The sequence below is a fragment of the Novosphingobium tardum genome, from assembly GCF_042652045.1.
In the GTDB taxonomy this organism is placed as follows: domain Bacteria; phylum Pseudomonadota; class Alphaproteobacteria; order Sphingomonadales; family Sphingomonadaceae; genus Novosphingobium; species Novosphingobium tardum.
In genome coordinates, this window is record NZ_JBHSDR010000006.1 from 919,603 (window position 1) to 936,211 (window position 16,609).

General features: G+C 65.0%; 15 protein-coding genes. 5 read left to right on the forward strand and 10 right to left on the reverse strand.

The window, feature by feature from the left end; translation table 11 throughout:
- Positions 1 to 25: 25 nt before the first annotated feature.
- Positions 26 to 826 carry an enoyl-CoA hydratase/isomerase family protein gene (locus ACFO0A_RS12415; RefSeq protein ID WP_379539324.1) on the forward strand — a complete coding sequence of 267 codons (801 nt, stop codon included), beginning with the start codon at positions 26 to 28 and terminating at the stop codon, positions 824 to 826.
- Positions 827 to 828: 2 nt separating this feature from the next.
- Positions 829 to 1,719, forward strand: a complete 891-nt coding sequence (locus ACFO0A_RS12420; RefSeq protein WP_379539325.1) for an SDR family oxidoreductase — start codon at positions 829 to 831, stop codon at positions 1,717 to 1,719.
- A gap of 140 nt (positions 1,720 to 1,859) precedes the next feature.
- Here ACFO0A_RS12420 and ACFO0A_RS12425 read toward each other — a convergent pair whose 3' ends face one another.
- The 7 genes from ACFO0A_RS12425 to ACFO0A_RS12455 all read right to left on the reverse strand — a co-directional run bounded on the left by ACFO0A_RS12425 (position 1,860) and on the right by ACFO0A_RS12455 (position 9,655).
- Positions 1,860 to 2,135 (reverse strand): formate dehydrogenase subunit delta, encoded by a 276-nt coding sequence (locus ACFO0A_RS12425; RefSeq protein WP_379539326.1) that lies wholly within the window; start codon positions 2,133 to 2,135, stop codon positions 1,860 to 1,862.
- Positions 2,132 to 4,978, reverse strand: coding sequence for a formate dehydrogenase subunit alpha (gene fdhF, locus ACFO0A_RS12430; protein WP_379539327.1), 2,847 nt, complete (start codon positions 4,976 to 4,978; stop codon positions 2,132 to 2,134). The genes ACFO0A_RS12425 and fdhF overlap by 4 nt, the downstream gene beginning before the upstream one ends.
- The gene (mobA, locus tag ACFO0A_RS12435) at positions 4,968 to 5,501 is read right to left on the reverse strand and encodes a molybdenum cofactor guanylyltransferase (RefSeq protein ID WP_379539328.1); all 534 of its coding nucleotides are present in this window, start codon (positions 5,499 to 5,501) and stop codon (positions 4,968 to 4,970) included. Before mobA ends, fdhF begins: the two co-directional genes overlap by 11 nt.
- A complete protein-coding gene (gene fdhD, locus ACFO0A_RS12440) occupies positions 5,498 to 6,310 on the reverse strand; it encodes a formate dehydrogenase accessory sulfurtransferase FdhD (RefSeq protein ID WP_379539329.1) in 813 nt (270 codons plus the stop codon). The genes mobA and fdhD overlap by 4 nt, the downstream gene beginning before the upstream one ends.
- On the reverse strand, positions 6,307 to 7,773 hold the full coding sequence (locus tag ACFO0A_RS12445; protein ID WP_379539330.1) for an NADH-ubiquinone oxidoreductase-F iron-sulfur binding region domain-containing protein: 1,467 nt from the start codon (positions 7,771 to 7,773) through the stop codon (positions 6,307 to 6,309). Before ACFO0A_RS12445 ends, fdhD begins: the two co-directional genes overlap by 4 nt.
- Complete coding sequence (locus ACFO0A_RS12450) at positions 7,770 to 8,210, reverse strand: NAD(P)H-dependent oxidoreductase subunit E (protein ID WP_379539331.1); 441 nt, start codon at positions 8,208 to 8,210, stop codon at positions 7,770 to 7,772. The genes ACFO0A_RS12445 and ACFO0A_RS12450 overlap by 4 nt, the downstream gene beginning before the upstream one ends.
- 155 nt (positions 8,211 to 8,365) lie before the next feature.
- Positions 8,366 to 9,655: a L,D-transpeptidase family protein gene (locus ACFO0A_RS12455; RefSeq protein ID WP_379539332.1), complete on the reverse strand. Its 1,290-nt coding sequence runs from the start codon at positions 9,653 to 9,655 to the stop codon at positions 8,366 to 8,368.
- A 316-nt stretch (positions 9,656 to 9,971) separates the two neighbouring features.
- Here ACFO0A_RS12455 and ACFO0A_RS12460 point away from each other — a divergent pair, with 316 nt between their 5' ends.
- Together ACFO0A_RS12460 and ACFO0A_RS12465 are read left to right on the forward strand one after the other, a co-directional pair.
- On the forward strand, positions 9,972 to 11,405 hold the full coding sequence (locus ACFO0A_RS12460; protein WP_379539333.1) for an aldehyde dehydrogenase family protein: 1,434 nt from the start codon (positions 9,972 to 9,974) through the stop codon (positions 11,403 to 11,405).
- The gene (locus tag ACFO0A_RS12465; RefSeq protein WP_379539334.1) at positions 11,402 to 12,613 is read left to right on the forward strand and encodes an acyl-CoA dehydrogenase family protein; all 1,212 of its coding nucleotides are present in this window, start codon (positions 11,402 to 11,404) and stop codon (positions 12,611 to 12,613) included. The genes ACFO0A_RS12460 and ACFO0A_RS12465 overlap by 4 nt, the downstream gene beginning before the upstream one ends.
- Positions 12,614 to 12,619: 6 nt before the next feature.
- On the opposite strand, the gene ACFO0A_RS12470 is transcribed toward ACFO0A_RS12465, so the two are convergent.
- The 3 genes from ACFO0A_RS12470 to ACFO0A_RS12480 form a co-directional block, all read right to left on the reverse strand.
- Complete coding sequence (locus tag ACFO0A_RS12470) at positions 12,620 to 13,675, reverse strand: acyl-CoA dehydrogenase family protein (protein ID WP_379539335.1); 1,056 nt, start codon at positions 13,673 to 13,675, stop codon at positions 12,620 to 12,622.
- Positions 13,672 to 14,862: an aromatic ring-hydroxylating oxygenase subunit alpha gene (locus ACFO0A_RS12475; RefSeq protein WP_379539336.1), complete on the reverse strand. Its 1,191-nt coding sequence runs from the start codon at positions 14,860 to 14,862 to the stop codon at positions 13,672 to 13,674. Before ACFO0A_RS12475 ends, ACFO0A_RS12470 begins: the two co-directional genes overlap by 4 nt.
- Before the next feature lie 66 nt (positions 14,863 to 14,928).
- On the reverse strand, positions 14,929 to 15,783 hold the full coding sequence (locus tag ACFO0A_RS12480; protein ID WP_379539337.1) for an alpha/beta fold hydrolase: 855 nt from the start codon (positions 15,781 to 15,783) through the stop codon (positions 14,929 to 14,931).
- Positions 15,784 to 15,961: 178 nt separating this feature from the next.
- On the opposite strand from ACFO0A_RS12480, the gene ACFO0A_RS12485 reads away from it, so the two are divergent.
- Positions 15,962 to 16,597 carry a TetR/AcrR family transcriptional regulator gene (locus ACFO0A_RS12485; RefSeq protein ID WP_379539656.1) on the forward strand — a complete coding sequence of 212 codons (636 nt, stop codon included), beginning with the start codon at positions 15,962 to 15,964 and terminating at the stop codon, positions 16,595 to 16,597.
- Positions 16,598 to 16,609 lie beyond the last annotated feature (12 nt).

The following is a 16,609-nucleotide window of genomic DNA, read 5'->3' on the forward strand; positions in this document are numbered from 1 at the left end:
GACGCCGGTCTGGGAGACTGCCAGGATGACATACGAAACCATCATCGTCGATATTGCCGACCATGTCGCGACGATCACGATCAACCGCCCCGAGGCGATGAACAGCTTCACCAAGACGATGTGCGAAGAGTTCGCCGCCGTCTGGAAGGCTCTCGGCAACAACGACGACGTGCATTGCTGCGTGCTGCGCGCCGCTCCCGGCCGCGCCTTCAGCACGGGTGCCGACGTGAAGGCATCGCAGGAACCCGGGCAGGCCGTCGTCGACCTTGCGAACACCTGGCACTGCGAGGACCCCGGCAAGTACCTCGGCCCGAAGGCGCAGAACTTCTGGAAGCCCGTCATTACCGCGGTCCACGGCATGGCGGCTGGCGGCGCGTTCTATTGGCTGAACGAGAGCGACATCGTGATCTGCTCGGACGACGCCACATTCTTCGATCCGCACGTGACCTACGGCATGACCAGCGCGCTCGAACCCATCGGCATGACGTACAGGATGCCTTTGCAGGACGTGCTCCGCATGGTGCTGCTCGGCAATGACGAGCGGATCTGCGCCGCAACCGCCAAGTCGATCGGGATCGTCAGCGAGGTGGTTCCCCTCGACCGCCTGTGGCCGCGGGCCGCCGAGCTGGCGGCGATCATCGCGGCCAAGCCTCCGGCGGCGACCGCCGGATCGGTCAAGGCGATCTGGCAAAGCCTGGACCTTCCCCGGTCGGTCGCGCTGGCGCAGGGCTTGATGTTCCCGCAGATCGGCAACCCGGTTGGCGTTCCACAGGTCGACCGTGCCACGCTGATGGCCGACAAGGCCAAGAAGTTTACGCTGCGCTGACGATGGCTGATCCTCGTCCGCGCTGCGCTGTCGTGACGGGTGGCGCATCGGGTATCGGCCGCGCCATCACCGAAATTCTTGCCCGTCGCGGCGACCGCGTGCTGGTTGCCGATATCGACGAGGGCGCGGCCGCGGACCTCGCGGCCGAGCTCGGCGAAGGCGCAAGCTTCATGCGCTGCGACGTGTCAGACCACGCCGCTGTCGAAGCGCTCGCGGACCGCGCCTTCGAATTGTTCGGACAGGTCGACCTGGTGTTCGCCAACGCTGGTACGATCATCAATGGACCGCTGATTGCGGCCACTCCCCAGGAATTGGACTGGATATTCGGCGTGAACGTCAGGGGGGCCTGGAGCACGATGTCGGCCTTTGCCCGGCGGATGCTCGCGTCCGGGCAGGAGGGCCGGATCTGCGTCACCGCCTCGGAACATTCGCTGGGGCTGCAGCACACCGGCGCGGGACTGTACACGGCGACCAAGCACGCCGTGATGGGGCTTGCCGACGTGATGCGCGAAGAACTGGCCCCGCTGATCGGCATCACCGTATTCTGTCCTGGCCTGGTGGCGACCAATCTCGCGCACGCCCCGCGACCGGCCAATTTGCGCCAGCCCAGCGAGCGCGCCGTCGCCTTCGGCGCGGCGGTCCAGTCGCGCGGAATGCCGTCCGAGGAAGCCGCGCGTGCGGCGGTGGAAGGAACCGGGCGCGGAGAGCGCCTGATCGTGACCCATGCGGAATCATGGCCCGCGGCCCGCCGCCGCGCCGAAATGGTCGAGGCCGCGTTCGCAGCACAGGCACCTTGGAGCGAGGGCCTCGACCGTTACGACGTAAATCGCGTCGTCAAAGAGGTCCGGGAATCCGAAGAGCAGGCGAAGGATGCGGCGCCCAAGGCACCCTAAGCATTTCAGGCCCGCTCCAGTTCGTCCTCGCTCTCCCGGATTGCGCACGAGCTGACTTCAAGCGCGGCAACGAGCTGGTCGGTCGCCCCTAAGCATGTGAACCGTCAGCTGAAAGATCGATGCATCGCGCTAGTGCGTCGTCAGCCTGCGTCCGACCCACCGGGCGCCTTGGCCCTTTCCACGACCTCGGTTTTAGGAACTCGAGCCGCAGCCGCAGCGGAGCGCAGGCGGTCGAAAGCTGCGGAGGCGCTTTCATTCAGCCCGGCCGGGTCCGCGATCAGGACGGCCCGCATGGCCGGATCCCAGAAGCTGGCGATGTGCTCGGCCGTCGCGGCTTCGGCATCGACCCCCATCGCCGCGAAATTGCGCGCGATCTGGTTGGCCATGTAGACGAGGCGCGAGCGGGTGTCGCTCATTCCGCGGGTTCTTCAGACGCGATCCGGCGCGAATGTGCGGTGAACGCGGAATAGTCTTCCTGCCAATCGGTCGGCCCGTTCGAAGGAGAGACCTGGACCGCGGTCACCTTGTATTCCGGACAATTGGTCGCCCAGTCGGAATATTCCGAGGTCACGACATTGGCCTGGGTCGCAGGATGGTGGAACGTCGTATAAACCACGCCGGGGGCGACCCGGTCGGTCACCATAACGCGCAACGTCGTTTCGCCCGAACGGCTCGCCAGACGCGCCCAGTCGCCTTCTTTCAACCCCCTGTCCTCGGCGTCGGCGGGGTGGATTTCCAGCCGGTCCTCCTCGTGCCAGATCACGTTGGCGGTGCGCCGCGTCTGCGCGCCCACGTTGTATTGGCTGAGGATGCGCCCGGTGGTCAGCAGCAGCGGATACCGCGGTCCGGTCTTCTCGTCGGTCGGGATGTAGTCGGTGACCACGAACTTGCCCTTCCCGCGAACGAAACTGTCGACATGCATCACCGGTGTTCCATCGGGCGCCGCAGCGGTCGCTGGCCACTGCATCGAGCCGAGAACGTCGAGACGGGCAAAGCTGACATTGGCGAAAGTCGGCGTCAGCCGCGCGATCTCTTCCATGATTTCCGCCGGATGCCCATAGCTCCAGCCGAGCCCCATCGCGTTGGCGAGTCCCTGGGTGACCTCCCAGTCCTCGAGTCCGCTCAGCGGGGTCATCACCTTGCGAACCGGCTGGATCCGCCGCTCGGCGTTGGTGAAAGTCCCGTTCTTTTCGAGGAAGGTCGAGCCCGGCAGGAAGATGTGGGCATAGTTCGCGGTTTCATTGAGGAACAGGTCGTGGACGATCACGCATTCCATCGCCGCAAGACCGGCTGCGACATGCTTGGTGTTGGGATCGGACTGGAGGATATCCTCACCCTGAATATACAGCGCTTTGAACGTGCCGTCACAAGCGGCGTCCAGCATGTTGGGGATGCGCAGGCCCGGCTCGGGATCGATGCTCACGCCCCATTCGGCCTCGAACATATTACGGGCGGCGGCGTCGGAGATATGGCGGTAGCCTGACAGTTCGTGCGGAAAGCTGCCCATGTCGCAGGCTCCCTGCACGTTGTTCTGCCCGCGCAGCGGGTTCACCCCCACGCCCGGCCGGCCAATATTGCCGGTCGCCATTGCAAGATTGGCAATGGCCATGACGGTCGAGCTGCCCTGGCTGTGCTCGGTTACGCCCAGACCGTAATAGATCGAGCCGTTGCCGCCGGTCGCAAAGAGCCGGGCGGCAGCGCGCAGCGTTACTGGCGTGACCCCCGTGACCGGCGCCAGTGCCTCGGGCGAATTGCAGGGCAGCGCCACGAAATCGGCCCAGTGCCGGTATTCCTCCCAGTCGCAGCGCGCGCGGACGAAGGCCTCGTCTGCCAGACCCTCGGTTACAATGACGTGTGCCATCGCGGTGAGCACCGCGACATTTGTGCCGGGGCGGAGCGGTAGGTGGAAATCCGCCTCGACATGGGGGCTGCGCACGATGTCGGTGCGGCGAGGGTCGATCACGATCAGCCGCGCCCCCTGGCGAAGGCGGCGCTTAAGCCGGCTGGCGAACACGGGATGGCCATCGGTGGGATTGGCGCCGATGATCAGGACGACATCCGACGCCATGACGCTATCGAAATCCTGCGTTCCGGCCGACGTCCCGAAAGTCGTCTTCAGACCGTAGCCGGTCGGCGAATGGCACACGCGCGCGCAGGTATCGACGTTGTTGTTTCCAAACCCGGCACGCACGAGCTTCTGAACGAGGAACGTCTCCTCGTTGGTGCAGCGGCTCGATGTGATGCCCCCCACCGCGTGGCGGCCGTACTTTTCCTGGATTCGTGCGATCTCGGCGGCGGCGTGGGTGAAGGCCTCGTTCCAGGTCACTTCCCGCCACGGCTGGTCGATGGTTTCGCGGATCATGGGCGAAAGTATCCGCTCGGCATGGTTCGCGTATCCCCAAGCGAACCGCCCTTTCACGCAGCTATGCCCGCGGTTGGCCTTGCCGTCCTTCCACGGCACCATTCGCACGAGCTGCTCTCCGCGCATCTCGGCGCGAAACGCGCAGCCCACGCCGCAGTAGGCGCATGTCGTCACGATCGAGCGGTCGGGCGTCCCGATCTCGACCACCGTCCGTTCCTGCAGGGTCGCCGTCGGGCATGCCTGGACGCAGGCGCCGCACGAAACGCATTCAGACGAAAGGAAATTGTCGGCCGCAGTGCCCGCAGAGATTTTCGACGCGAAGCCCCGATCGGCCATCGTCAGGGCGAAGGTGCCCTGAACCTCGTCGCAGGCGCGCACGCACCGCGAGCAGGCGATGCACTTCGACGGATCGAAATCGAAATAGGGATTGGAGAGATCCTTGACCTCTCCGAGGTGAGTGGCGCCCTCCTGGCCGAAGCGCACGTCGCGCAGGCCGACCGCCCCGGCTTGATCCTGAAGCTCGCAATCGCCGTTGGCCGAGCAGGTCAGGCAGTCGAGCGGATGGTCTGAGATATACAGTTCCATCACGCCCTTGCGCAGCTTCTGAAGCAACGGGGTCTGCGTATGGACGACCATGCCCTGCTCGACCGGAGTGGTGCACGAGGCGGGCGTGCCGCCGCGGCCCTCAATCTCGACCAGGCACAGCCGACAGGACCCGAATGACTCGACGCTGTCGGTCGCACAGAGCCGGGGAATCGTGGTGCCCAGTTCCGCCGCCGCGCGCATCACGCTGGTTCCCGCGGGGGCGGTGACCGGCTGACCGTCGATCGTTAGAGCAACGGTTTCCGCGGAAAGCGAGGCGGGTGTCCCGAAGTCGGGTTGCGGCTCAAATCCCATTGCGCTGCTCCAGCTGCACAAGGTCGGCCACCGTGTTGATGTTGGCGGGATGAGACGAAACCGAAACTCTGCGCGCGCCGATCGCCTCGGCGAAGGCGAACATCGATTTCCGGCCGTCCCCGGCGAGCAGTTCGTCCAAGATCTGCGCCGCGGAAACAGGCCAAAGTCCAATTACCGGCTGCTCGCCTAGGCAAGCCGGTCCGGGCGACAGTGCGGATAGGAGGTCATCGGGCAAGGACAGTGCATCGACAGGCACGGAGAGGACCCATTTAAAGCCCTCTGACTCGGCATAATGAAATGCTCCGGCGATACCGCCCAGCGGTCCTTCGCCAGGTCGAGGCCAATCCACCGCGCTGGGCGCTAAGTCCGTCTGGCGGCCGACCACGACGACCGATGTAACGTGTCGCCGCAACTGTTCGAGCGCGTGAGCGAGCAACGGGCGGCCATGTAACAGTGCCTCCGCCTTGTCGGAGCCGAAGCGACTGGATTGTCCTCCGGCGAGAACTGCGCCGAGCACCCTCATCTGAAGGCGCCGTGCGGATCGTTTATGACCAGCGCGCTGTCGGGCCGCGCCAGCGCGACGAGTGTCAGTCCGGCGGCTTTCGCGCGGTCGGCGGCAAGCGTCGTCGGGGCTGAAATCGTCACCAGCATGGGGCATCCGGCGCGGACCGTCTTCTCGACGAGTTCGTAACTGCACCGCGCCGTCAGCAGGATGAAGCCGGTCCCGCAATCGATCCCATCTAAGGCGAGCCTGCCGATAAGCTTGTCGAGCGCATTGTGCCGACCGACGTCTTCGCTGGCGCGGATAATGGCGCCATCATCGCTACAGAATGCCGCGGCATGGGCGGCGCCGGTGCTCCTTCCAAGCGGCTGGTGATCGCGCAGTTCGGCCAGGGCGCGGGCGAGCGCCCTGCGCGTGATGGCAATTCGGACAGAGAGAGGCGGCAGCGGCCGCAGCGCCTCTTCGATGCTGTCGATCCCGCAGATGCCGCAGCTACTCTCCGAGACCCGAGCCCTTGCCCGCTTCAAGACGATGTCCATCCTGTCGGGGGGTAGTGCGACGCGGACAACCCAGCCGCCTTCGGCCTGATGAAACGCGATGTCTGCGATTTCCGAGGCACTCACGATCAGGCCTTCGGCAAGTGAGAAGCCGACTGCGAAAGCCTCGAGATCGGAAGGCGTAGCCATCATCACGGCATAGCCCAGACCATTGTACTCGAACGCGACGGGGGCTTCGATCGGGATGCTGCGCGCAAGATCGGCGTCGCGCGGTTCGCCCAGCCCAAGCCGGTGTACCGCGAAGATGCGTTCCTGGTCGAGCGCGGCGCTCATCCCCCTCGTCCCCGGCCGGCGAAGTCTTCGGGAAAGTGACTCAACGCGCTCATGACCGGAAAGGGGGTGAAGCCTCCCAGTGCGCAGAGCGATCCGAACTTCATCGTCTCGCACAAATCGGTGACGAGTTCGATCTGCGCCGCTGCGTCCTCGCCGGCAAGCAGCCGGTCGATCGTCTCGCGCCCGCGAACCGCGCCGATCCGGCAGGGCGTGCATTTGCCGCAGCTTTCCGCGGCACAGAAATCAAACGCGAACCGCGCCATACGGGCCATGTCCACGGTATCGTCGAAAACGCACACGCCGCCGTGCCCGATCAGCCCGTCACGCGCGGCGAATGTTTCGTAATCGAATGGCGTGTCGAACATTTCGGGTGGAAAATAAGCCCCGAGCGGCCCGCCCACCTGGACCGCGCGGACCGGACGACCCGACGCGGTGCCACCGCCAATTTCCTCGACCAACTCTCGCAGGGTCACGCCGAAGCCGCATTCGAACAGGCCACCGTGGCGGATGTTGCCCGCTAGCTGGATCGCGACCGTCCCGCGCGATCTTCCGGGTTCAAGAGACGCATAGGCGTCTCCCCCTTCGGAGAGGATATGGGGCACCGCGGCTAGGGTGAGGACGTTGTTGACCACTGTCGGGCAACCGAACAGGCCCTCGAGCGCCGGCAGCGGCGGCTTCGCGCGCACTTCGCCGCGCTTGCCTTCCAGGCTATTGAGCAGCGACGTCTCCTCGCCGCAGACGTAGGCGCCCGCGCCCAGTCGGACCTCGATCGTGAACGGCGCGATCAGCGGCGCGGCAAGCGCGACCACCGCTTTCAACTTGGCAAAGGCGTGAGGATACTCCGAACGGACATAGACGAAGCCCTTGTCCGCCCCCGTCGCGAGCGCCGCAATTGCCATCCCCTCGATCAGGCAGAAGGGATCGCCTTCCATCAGCATCCGGTCGGCAAAAGTCGCGCTGTCGCCCTCGTCCGCGTTGCAGACGATGTATTTCGGGCCGGCAGGCGCATCCGCGACGGTCTGCCACTTGCGCCCGGCGGGAAAGCCCGCGCCGCCCCGTCCGCGCAGTCCCGAGACCGTCACTTCGTCGATGCTCGCCTGGGCTCCGATCGCACCGGCCCGCTTCAGCCCCGCCCAGCCGCCGTTCGCGGCGTAGTCGCCCAGATCGAGAGGACGGGTCTTTCCCGCGCGCGCAAAGGTAAGCCGTTGCTGCCGGGTGAGGAACGGATGGTCCGCGATGCGCCCGATTGCCTTCGCGCCGTCGCCGCGCAGGATCTCTGGAACGTCCGCGACTTCGACAGGCCCGAAGCCATCGCCACCGATATCCACGAGCGGTTCAAGCCAGTGCATTCCCCAGCTCGATACGCGCTCTACGGTGCAGCCCTGCCTTCTGAAGGCAGCGGCAACCTCGTCCGCCCCGCAGGCGAGGGCAAGTGCATCGTCCGAGACCCGAACCCGAGTCATGCCGCCTCGATCAGCGCGGCAAGGCGCTGTTCGTCGAGCCGCGCATGGAGCTTCGCGCCCACGCGCGCGTTGGGGCCGACGCTGCACAGGCCTAGACAATAGACCGTCTCAAGCCGAACCCGCTCGCCGGCCGCCGCCTCGGCTGCGGAGACAAGCGCTTCGACCCCGCGTGCCTTGCACGCCTCTGCCCGGCAGAGCTGCACGATGGGACGCGGATCAGGGACGTCGGCGAAGTCATGGTAGAAGCTGACCACCCCGTAAACTTCGGCGCGACTGAGGTTCATGGCAGATGCAATTGCGCGGACATGCGCTTCGCCAATGGCGCCAAAGCGGCCCTGAACAGCGTGCAGGATTGGAAGGAGCGGACCGTCAAGCTCAATGTGCGAGGCGATGATCTGTGCCAGCTCGTCCTCAAGAACGTTTGCAGCACCGGTCACGATTCACTTTCCAATCGTTGGCGTCCCGAAGCTTCGGGACGCTTCCGACGAAGCTTACTGCAAATCGTCCATTTCGTATATCGGCAGTATCTCGATTTTAGTTCGCCCGGGCGGGGGATTGGGGCAGCGCCTCAGTCCCCTGCCCGAGCTACGCACTAGGTCGCCGAGGATTTCCCGCGTCCGCCAGCGAACATCTGCGGCATGGCCAGGGCATCGAACCCGTAGGGATCGGGCCGGAACACAATGCCTCCGGCACCCGGCGCCGCGGTGAGGTAAGTCATGTATACTGGAACCGGTTTGGGCAGTTCGAACTTCTGCTCGGCCTGCGTGGTAACCATTGGCATCTTGGGGAACACCCACGAGGCAAAGCGGCGATAGTCCTGCAGCCGGACGCAGCCGTTGCTGACCCAGCGGGCATCCTGCGCAAACAGTTCCTTGTGGGGGGTATCGTGCAGGTAGATGCCGTAATCATTCGGCATCTCGAACTTCATCGCGCCCATCGAATTCCAGGGGCCAGGCAACTGGCGCACGCGCACCTCGCGCTTGCCCGCCGCCACCTGCTTCCAGTTGATCGTCGACAGGTCGGCAGGCGCCGCGTTGTCCGACCAGTCGGAAAGCACTTCGTAGTGGAAATCGCGCAAGTACGACGGCCCCTGCTCGAGGATCCGCCGGGCCGTCAGGCTGCGCGTTAGCTCGGGCGGCACGTTCCAATAGGGGTTCGCCTTTGCCGTGCGCATGAGAACCGCCATCATCGGAGTCTTGGTCTTGGGCGATCCCACAACGACGCGCATGGTATCGGCAATTTGATCGCGGTTGAAAAGGTATGCCTCCGCCGCGCCCGAATCGACCACCACATAGCGATCGAACGTACGCGAGACCGGAAGGCGCCAGGCGCGCTCCATGTTGATCGCGATGCGGCGCTCGAAATAGGGCGCACCGAGGTTCAGTGAAGCGATCGTCGCGCGCCCGGCAATTCCGTCGGCGGGAGCCAGGCCGTGGACGGACTGGTATTCCATCACTCTTTGATAGACCGCCTGATCGTACGTGCTTCCGGCCGGCAGGCCGAGGCGCGAGCGGAGCTGGGCGACGCGCTTGCCCGTGGCGCCAGTCTTGAGCGGCGCGCCGGTTGCAAGCCGGGTTTGCGGCAAGGCGCCCCAGGTGGCTTCGTACTGTTGCAAACCTTGGGCGAGCTGGGCGAACAGGATGTTCGGCGCGCCCGCGCGGCCTTCATCGGAGCCCTTGAATATCCGCTGAAGCCAATTGCGCGGCTTCTGCTTCTTCTTCGCGACCGTGCTCATCTGCGGATCGACGTAGACGAAATCGATGCCCTGCTTGATGTTGCTTGCCACCGCCACGGGCTCGTCGCCGCGCGGAACGGCCGACATGCCGGGCGTGGCCACCAAGAGCGCCGCAGCGCCGAGGATCAGGTGAATCTTCTTGTTCATAACGAATTGCCGCTGCGCGGCGCCCTCCAAATCAGGTGTTCGGCGAATGAACGGACTGGCGGGATTTAAGTTTCGCACTCCTGAACGCGGAGTGTGGCGAAAAGGGCGAACGCCGACCGGCGCCACCGATCAGACGTGAGGCTATCGGCTTCGTCAGTCTTTACCGACTACGATGAGCATCTGTCGTTCGGGCTTGTGCTTCCGGCGCGCCCCTGCTCGGATCGAAGATTGCCTGCCAAGCACGATTGCCTGACTTATCTAATGATGTTAGATTGATCGCAACAAGCAGCTGCAGGCGGCCGGACAGGAGAGAAAAATGGCAACCCTCGCGCAAGATCGCTACGTGATGACGGTCGACGGTCAGGATTTGTCGACTGCCAGGACAATCCCCGTCAAGAATCCCGCGACCGGCGAAGCGTTTGCCGAGGCACCATGCGCCGATTCCGGTGACCTCGACCGGGCGGTCGCCGCCGCAAGACGCGCCTTCCCCGGCTGGCGCGACACCCCGATCGCAACGCGCAAGGCGGCATTGCTCAAGGCGGCGGAAAAGATCGAGGGCGAGGTCGATGCGCTCGCTGCGCTGTTCACGCGCGAACAGGGCCGCCCCCTGCCCGGCGCGAAAGCGGAAATCGCGGGGGCCGCCATGTGGCTCAAGGCCACGACGATGCTCGACATCCCGGTCGAGGTCACCGAGGACACCGCTACCCGGCGGATTGAAGTCCATCACGTTCCGCTTGGCGTCGTCTGCGGCATCGTGCCGTGGAACTTCCCCGTACTGCTGGCATCATGGAAGATCGGCCCCGCGCTGATGGCGGGCAACACGCTGGTCCTCAAACCCTCCCCGTTCACGCCCCTCACCACCCTCCGCATCGCCGAACTGATCCGTGACTGTTTCCCTGCCGGCGTCTTCAACGTGATCTGCGGCGACGACTCGCTTGGCCCGCTGATGACCGCGCATCCTGGCTTCGCGAAGATCTCATTCACCGGTTCGACCGCGACCGGGCGGCGGGTGATGGAATCCGCGGCGCGCGATCTCAAGCGCATTACCCTGGAGCTCGGCGGCAACGATGCCGCCATCGTGATGCCCGATGTCGATGTCGATGCCGTGGCGGAACAGCTCTTCGAAGGCGCATTCCATAACACCGCGCAGGTCTGCGTGGCGACGAAGCGGCTCTATATCCACGCCGATGTCTATGACCGGCTTCGTGACCGCCTGCATGAACTGATCCGCGAGACGCCAGTGGGCGACGGCGCCGAACAGGGCAACCGCTATGGCCCGATCCAGAACGAGGCACAGTATCGCCGTGTGGTTTCCCTGCTGGAAGACGCGCGCGCAAACGGCCTTACCTTGCTGGAAGGCGGGCCCGTACCGCAGGCAGGCTATTTCGTGCCCCTGACGCTCGTCGACAACCCGCCCGAGGATTCGCGCGTGGTGGTCGAGGAGGCATTCGGCCCGGTGCTGCCGCTGCTCAAGTTCACCGAGGTCGACGACGTGGTATCCCGCGCGAACGACACCCAATATGGCTTGGCAGGCGCTGTCTGGTCCGCCGACGTGGCGCAGGCGACGGCTATCGCCCATCGGCTGGATACCGGTACGGTGTGGATCAATCAGAACCTGCAGTCGACGCCCTTCACGCCGCTGGCCGGTGCCAAGCAATCGGGCTTCGGCCAGGAGAACGGCCTGTCTGGGCTGCTGGAATTCACGCGGCCAAAGGCCATCTACATTCCCAAGACGGCGCCCGCCGCATGAGCCTCGCCCTGTCCACCCGCGACCTGGAATTCCGCGAGGAGGTGCGCGCGTTCCTCGATGCCAAGCTGACCCCGGAGCTGCGCCTGGCGGGCAGCAGGATGACCAGCGTATATGCCGATCACGAGGCGCAGATGGCGTGGCAGGCGATCCTCCACGAGCGCGGCTGGGCGGCGCCGGCATGGCCCGTGGAGCACGGCGGCGCGGGCTGGACAGCCGTTCAGCGGCACATCTTCACGCGTGAGCGCGTGGCGGCCGGGGCGCCGCCGACCTCGCCGATGGGCATCAGCATGGCCGGTCCGGCGATCCTCGGCTACGGCACCGCCGAGCAGAAGGCCCATTTCCTGCCCCGGATGCTGTCGGGCGAACACTTCTGGTGCCAGGGCTATTCCGAACCGCAGGCCGGATCGGACCTTGCTGCGCTAGACATGAAGGCAGTGCGCGACGGCGATGATCTGGTCTGTTCTGGCAGCAAGATCTGGACGACTCACGCCAACGTCGCGAACTGGATGTTCTGCCTCGTCCGCACGACGCGCACCGAGCGGCGGCAGCAAGGCATTACTTTCCTGCTGATCGACATGACCACCCCGGGGATCGAGGTGCGCCCCATCGTCATGCATTCGGGTGAGTGGATTCAGAACCAGGTCTTCTTCGACAATGTCCGGGTCCCGGTCGCCAACGTCCTCGGCCAGATCGACGACGGCTGGACCGTGGCCAAGTATCTGCTCGATTTCGAGCGCGGCGGCAGCGCATACGCGCCCGAACTCAAGGCTAAGCTCGACCTTCTTTACCGCGAGGCAGCGGGAATGATCGCGTCGGACCCGGTCTTCGCCGGCCGGGTGGCGGACGCCGGTGTCCAGATCGAGGTGCTCGACGCGCTGGAGATCGAGATCCTCTCGGCATTGTCAAACGACCGCTCGATCGGCACCGACGCATCGATGATGAAGATCCTCGGGACCGAGTTGCAGCAGCTGATGACCGAACTGCGGCTTGAAGCCGCAGGGCCGCTATCGCGTGCCTGGCAGCCGGGGGTGACAATGCCTGGCGGGCCAGTACTGGGCTACCCGGGCAACATCGAGCCCTATTCGAGCGGTGAACCTTGGCAGGCGATCGCGCCCTTGCGCTATCTCAACGAGCGCGCGGGCTCGATCTATGCCGGGACCAACGAAATTCAGCGCAACATCATCGCCAAGGCAGAGCTGGGACTGTAGTTCGGTTTAGCCTGCGTCGCGCAGGGATGCGTGGCGGGCTGCATGCTGGTCGGCTGAACCGAGTTCGTCGGCGATCACGGTAAGCCTTTTGAAGCAACGGCTTAGCGCGAGCTCGTCGGTCATTCCCATCGCGCCGTGAAGCTGGACCGCCTGTTGGCCGACGAACCGTCCGGCCGTGGCCACCGTCGCCTTCGCCGCGCTGACGATACGTCCACGAACCTCCGCCGGTTCGTCCAGCGCCTGCATTGCCCGGCGCGCAATCGCACCTGCCCGCCGCGCGTGCATCTGCATGTCGACCAGGCGGTGCTGCACGACCTGGAACTGGGCGAGCGTCTGTCCGAACTGGCGCCGTTGGCGAGCATACTCGACCGTATCGCGCACAAGCCTCTTCATGATCGCGGCCGCCTCGACTGCGATGCAGGCCCGCGCTGCGTCTGCGGCTGCCGCGACAGCTTCCCCCGCATCGGCGGAGAGCATGGTCGCGGGCGCACGGTCCAACTGAAGGTCGGCAGCAAGCCTGCCGTCGATCGTGGGATAGGAACGGCGCCCAGAGGCGAGCGCCGGATCGATCAGGAACAGTCCTGTCGCTTCGGCTTGATCGACAACGACGAGAGTCACCTTCGCATGATCGGCGTCGAGGACAAGTCTGAGCGTCCCGTCGACGCGCCACTGCTCGCCGTCTTTGGACCCTGAGACACCTCCGCGGAGGCGCTCGTCGAGACCCGCGACAGTCGCAATCTCTCCGGATTCAGCCATCGACCGCAAAACCTCATCCGAACTTGAGGTTGCAAATCGAGCAAGAAGCGTGGCCGCGACAATGCTGCTTTCGACGAAGGGTGTGGGCCAACAGGCTCCCCCCAGCGCGGCCATGATCGGTTCGGCTTCGCCCGCCGTCATCCCGAGGCCGCCCAACGCCTCACGTATCAGAATGCCCTGAACCCCCGCGTCGCCGAGGATCGGCCAGGCGCTGGCCGCATCGGCCTGCGTCAGCCGGCGGCTGAGCGCATCGTAGAGCTGGTCCCGCTCGGCACCAGCCGCGTCAGCCTCCGCAGCCTCGCTCACGCCCGGGCGAGGAGCGCTTCGAGCGCTTCGTAATAGTGGACGATATTGGCTTCGAGCCCGCAGTAGACGACCTCGGCGGGAACGCCGGTTGACAGGCCCTCCTGGCTGATCTCTGCGGCACGGAAATCCTCGCCGCCAAACACGCTGATGATGAGTTCGTAGGAGCGCTTGAACACTTCTTCGGCCTTCTGCGTCGTCGCCGGCCCCGGGGTCAGCATGAAGTAATGCACTGTCGTATGATCGACGTCCCGCGGCATAAGGATCATCGCGCTCGTATAGTACTGGCTGGTCACGATTACCAAGTTCGGAAACGCGGTGTAGGCATGCGTCACCAGCTTGTGGACATTGCCCTCCGGATCCTCGTCCAGCATCGCCGGTTCGTAGCCGATCCTGCCGGAAACCTGGCGGATATTCGGTCCGAACATGTCCACGATGTTCGGCGCATCGACAAACAGGTTGCCGATCGAGGCGGCATGAAGCCGCTGCACATGATAGCCCTCGAGGAAGGGCTCCAGAACGACCTTCCAGTTGGCCTTCAGCTCGAACGTCTGGCGCCCGTAGACATGTCCGTCGGCGATGCCGAGCGCGGTAAAGTCCTCCGCCACCTGGTCCGAAAGCTGCGAATAATCGGGCTCACTTCTGTCGAGCTGGGCATAGACGATCCCGCCCATGACCCGCGACGGCAATTGCCGCAGCCCCCGCTTCGACTTGTCGAAGTCGGCGAACATGTCGGACCTGGCGACGCCGACGAGCTGGCCGTCAATGCCATAGGTCCAGGCATGGTAGGGGCAGGTCATCCGCCCCTGCTTGTGGACCGCGCAATCCTCGATGAGCTTCGAGCCCTTGTGCTGGCAGGCATTGACGAAGACCTTGATCTCGTCGTCGCGGGTTCGCGAGACGAGCAACGGCATCCCGTATGCCTCGATGGCGACAATCGAGCCGGGTTCCTCGAGTAGGGCCGAAAGCGTTACCGGGACCGGAAAACGCCGGAAGATCTTGGCCTGTTCAGCCTCGAACCGCTCCGTGCCCGTAAAGATGGAATTGGGCCGGGTCGCGGCGAGTGGCACGTTGACCGCGTCCTTCTCGGCAGGGATTCGGCGGATCGATTCCTGCTGGCTGGCGGTCAGGTCGGCAAGGCGGGTTACCTTGCGCGTCGTTGTCGCGGGAATATCGGTGACCTCGTTCATGGTCTTGATGCCTCTCCAGACTCGTTGAAGCGAGCATACCCCCACCTAAATCTAATGGCAATAGTTTTAGGTCTCCGCCGCGACCGGCATCCGGCGGTCGAGAAATTCGAGGACGCTGGCGTTGAAGGCGTCATTCCTGTCTCCCGAGACCATGTGACCCGCGCCTGCGACATCGGCGACTTCCAGCGTCGGCAGGATCTTGCGGAAGGCGGCGACGCTGCTGTCGCTCACCACGTCGCTGCTCATCCCGCGCACGACCAGCACGCCCATCTCCAGGCGACGGCCGAGCATGCGGGCCGAACGCTCGACCATCGCGTGAATGTCTTCGGGACGAGTCGACACGATCCGTGGGTCCCAGTGCCAATAGAGGCGCCCATCTTCGCGCTCGCGCAGGTTGCGGCGCAGGCCGGAGGAATCGCGCGGGCGCGGGCGATGCGGATTGTAGGCGGTCACCGCGGCGACAACGTCTTCAATCGTATCGAACCCGGCCGAAGTTCCGCGCATGAAAGTGACGATGCGGTCGATCCCGGCAGGCTCCGGAGTAGGCACGATATCGACGAGGACGAGAGCCGACGGCGCAAGACCCGATGCCGCCGCGTGGATCGCAGTCATCCCGCCAAGCGAGGCCCCCACGAGCGCGAAGGGGCCGGTGATGCCCGCCGTGATGACGCGCAGGTCGTCAACGCGATCGTCAAGCGAGTAGCGGCCGGCCTCCGACCAGTCGCTGTCGCCATGCCCGCGCCCGTCGACATTGATCACGCGATAACCGCGTCCGACCAGGGCGCGCATAGCCCCCGACCAGCTATGGCGGGTCTGCCCGCCGCCGTGCAGCAGGATCACTGTCGGCGCGCCCTCAGGGCCTGCCTCGTCGGCCACCAACGTCACGCCGTCTGGAGCCACATAGCGACGAACTACACTCATCGGCACCGACCTTTCACTCGCTTAGTCCGTTAATCTACTGTAATTAGGTTTAGTGACAAGCCAGCGAAGTTGCTGGCGTCGGATTCGCCGGTATCCTACCGAACCCGAGGTCAGGGCCTTGTGCAATGGGGACAATGAAGTGAAGTCTGGAAAAGCATCAGCCGCGGCCGCGCCTCGCGTGCCGCGGGCAGGGAGACCGGCGACGCCGCTCATCACACGGCAGACCGCTTCAGATGCCGCGCTCAAACTGATCGATCGACACGGGCTCGACGGCCTAAGCCTTCAAGGCGTGGCACGCGAACTGGGCGTGAGCGCTCCGTCGCTCTACCACCACTTCAAGGACAAGGAGGAAATCCTCACCGAAGTTGTGCGCCGGATGCTGGAAGAGATCGGCGCCGAACAGGACACCTGGTCCGACGATTGGGAAACCCGCACGATCGAGCTCAGCCTTGCGACCCGCCGGGTGATGCTGCGCCATCCCAACGGCGCTCCGCTGGCGCTGCGGTTCTTTCCGCGCAAGCTGATGCTTCCCGCCTACGAGAGGTCGCTGATCGACTGTCCCTACTCTCCCGAGGCGCAGGCGGTGATCCTCGAGGCGGTGGAGAAGTTCACTTATGGAACTTCGCTGTTCGCCGCGGCGGCCGAGGCACACCACGTGCCGGCCATGCCGACGGTCGACGCCGGGCGCTTTCCCCGCCTCGCCCATGCCCTCAAAGTGGCGCCGGGCGACGACGAGGCGATTCACGTGGAGGCGCTGAAGGCGCTGCTCGACGGCTTTCGCGTTCGCTTCGGATCGAAGCTGGCGAAGGACTGAGCGGGCGCCGCG

Bases quoted from the DNA above. Each gene is read 5' to 3' on its own strand.
- ACFO0A_RS12415 (WP_379539324.1), top strand. From the start codon at position 26: ATGACATACGAAACCATCATCGTCGATATTGCCGACCATGTCGCGACG.
- ACFO0A_RS12445 (WP_379539330.1), bottom strand. From the start codon at position 7,773: ATGACTCGGGTTCGGGTCTCGGACGATGCACTTGCCCTCGCCTGCGGG.
- ACFO0A_RS12465 (WP_379539334.1), top strand. From the start codon at position 11,402: ATGAGCCTCGCCCTGTCCACCCGCGACCTGGAATTCCGCGAGGAGGTG.
- ACFO0A_RS12480 (WP_379539337.1), bottom strand. From the start codon at position 15,783: ATGAGTGTAGTTCGTCGCTATGTGGCTCCAGACGGCGTGACGTTGGTG.
- ACFO0A_RS12420 (WP_379539325.1), top strand. From the start codon at position 829: ATGGCTGATCCTCGTCCGCGCTGCGCTGTCGTGACGGGTGGCGCATCG.
- fdhD (WP_379539329.1), bottom strand. From the start codon at position 6,310: ATGAGCGCCGCGCTCGACCAGGAACGCATCTTCGCGGTACACCGGCTT.
- ACFO0A_RS12475 (WP_379539336.1), bottom strand. From the start codon at position 14,862: ATGAACGAGGTCACCGATATTCCCGCGACAACGACGCGCAAGGTAACC.
- mobA (WP_379539328.1), bottom strand. From the start codon at position 5,501: ATGAGGGTGCTCGGCGCAGTTCTCGCCGGAGGACAATCCAGTCGCTTC.
- ACFO0A_RS12455 (WP_379539332.1), bottom strand. From the start codon at position 9,655: ATGAACAAGAAGATTCACCTGATCCTCGGCGCTGCGGCGCTCTTGGTG.
- ACFO0A_RS12425 (WP_379539326.1), bottom strand. From the start codon at position 2,135: ATGAGCGACACCCGCTCGCGCCTCGTCTACATGGCCAACCAGATCGCG.
- ACFO0A_RS12460 (WP_379539333.1), top strand. From the start codon at position 9,972: ATGGCAACCCTCGCGCAAGATCGCTACGTGATGACGGTCGACGGTCAG.
- fdhF (WP_379539327.1), bottom strand. From the start codon at position 4,978: ATGGGATTTGAGCCGCAACCCGACTTCGGGACACCCGCCTCGCTTTCC.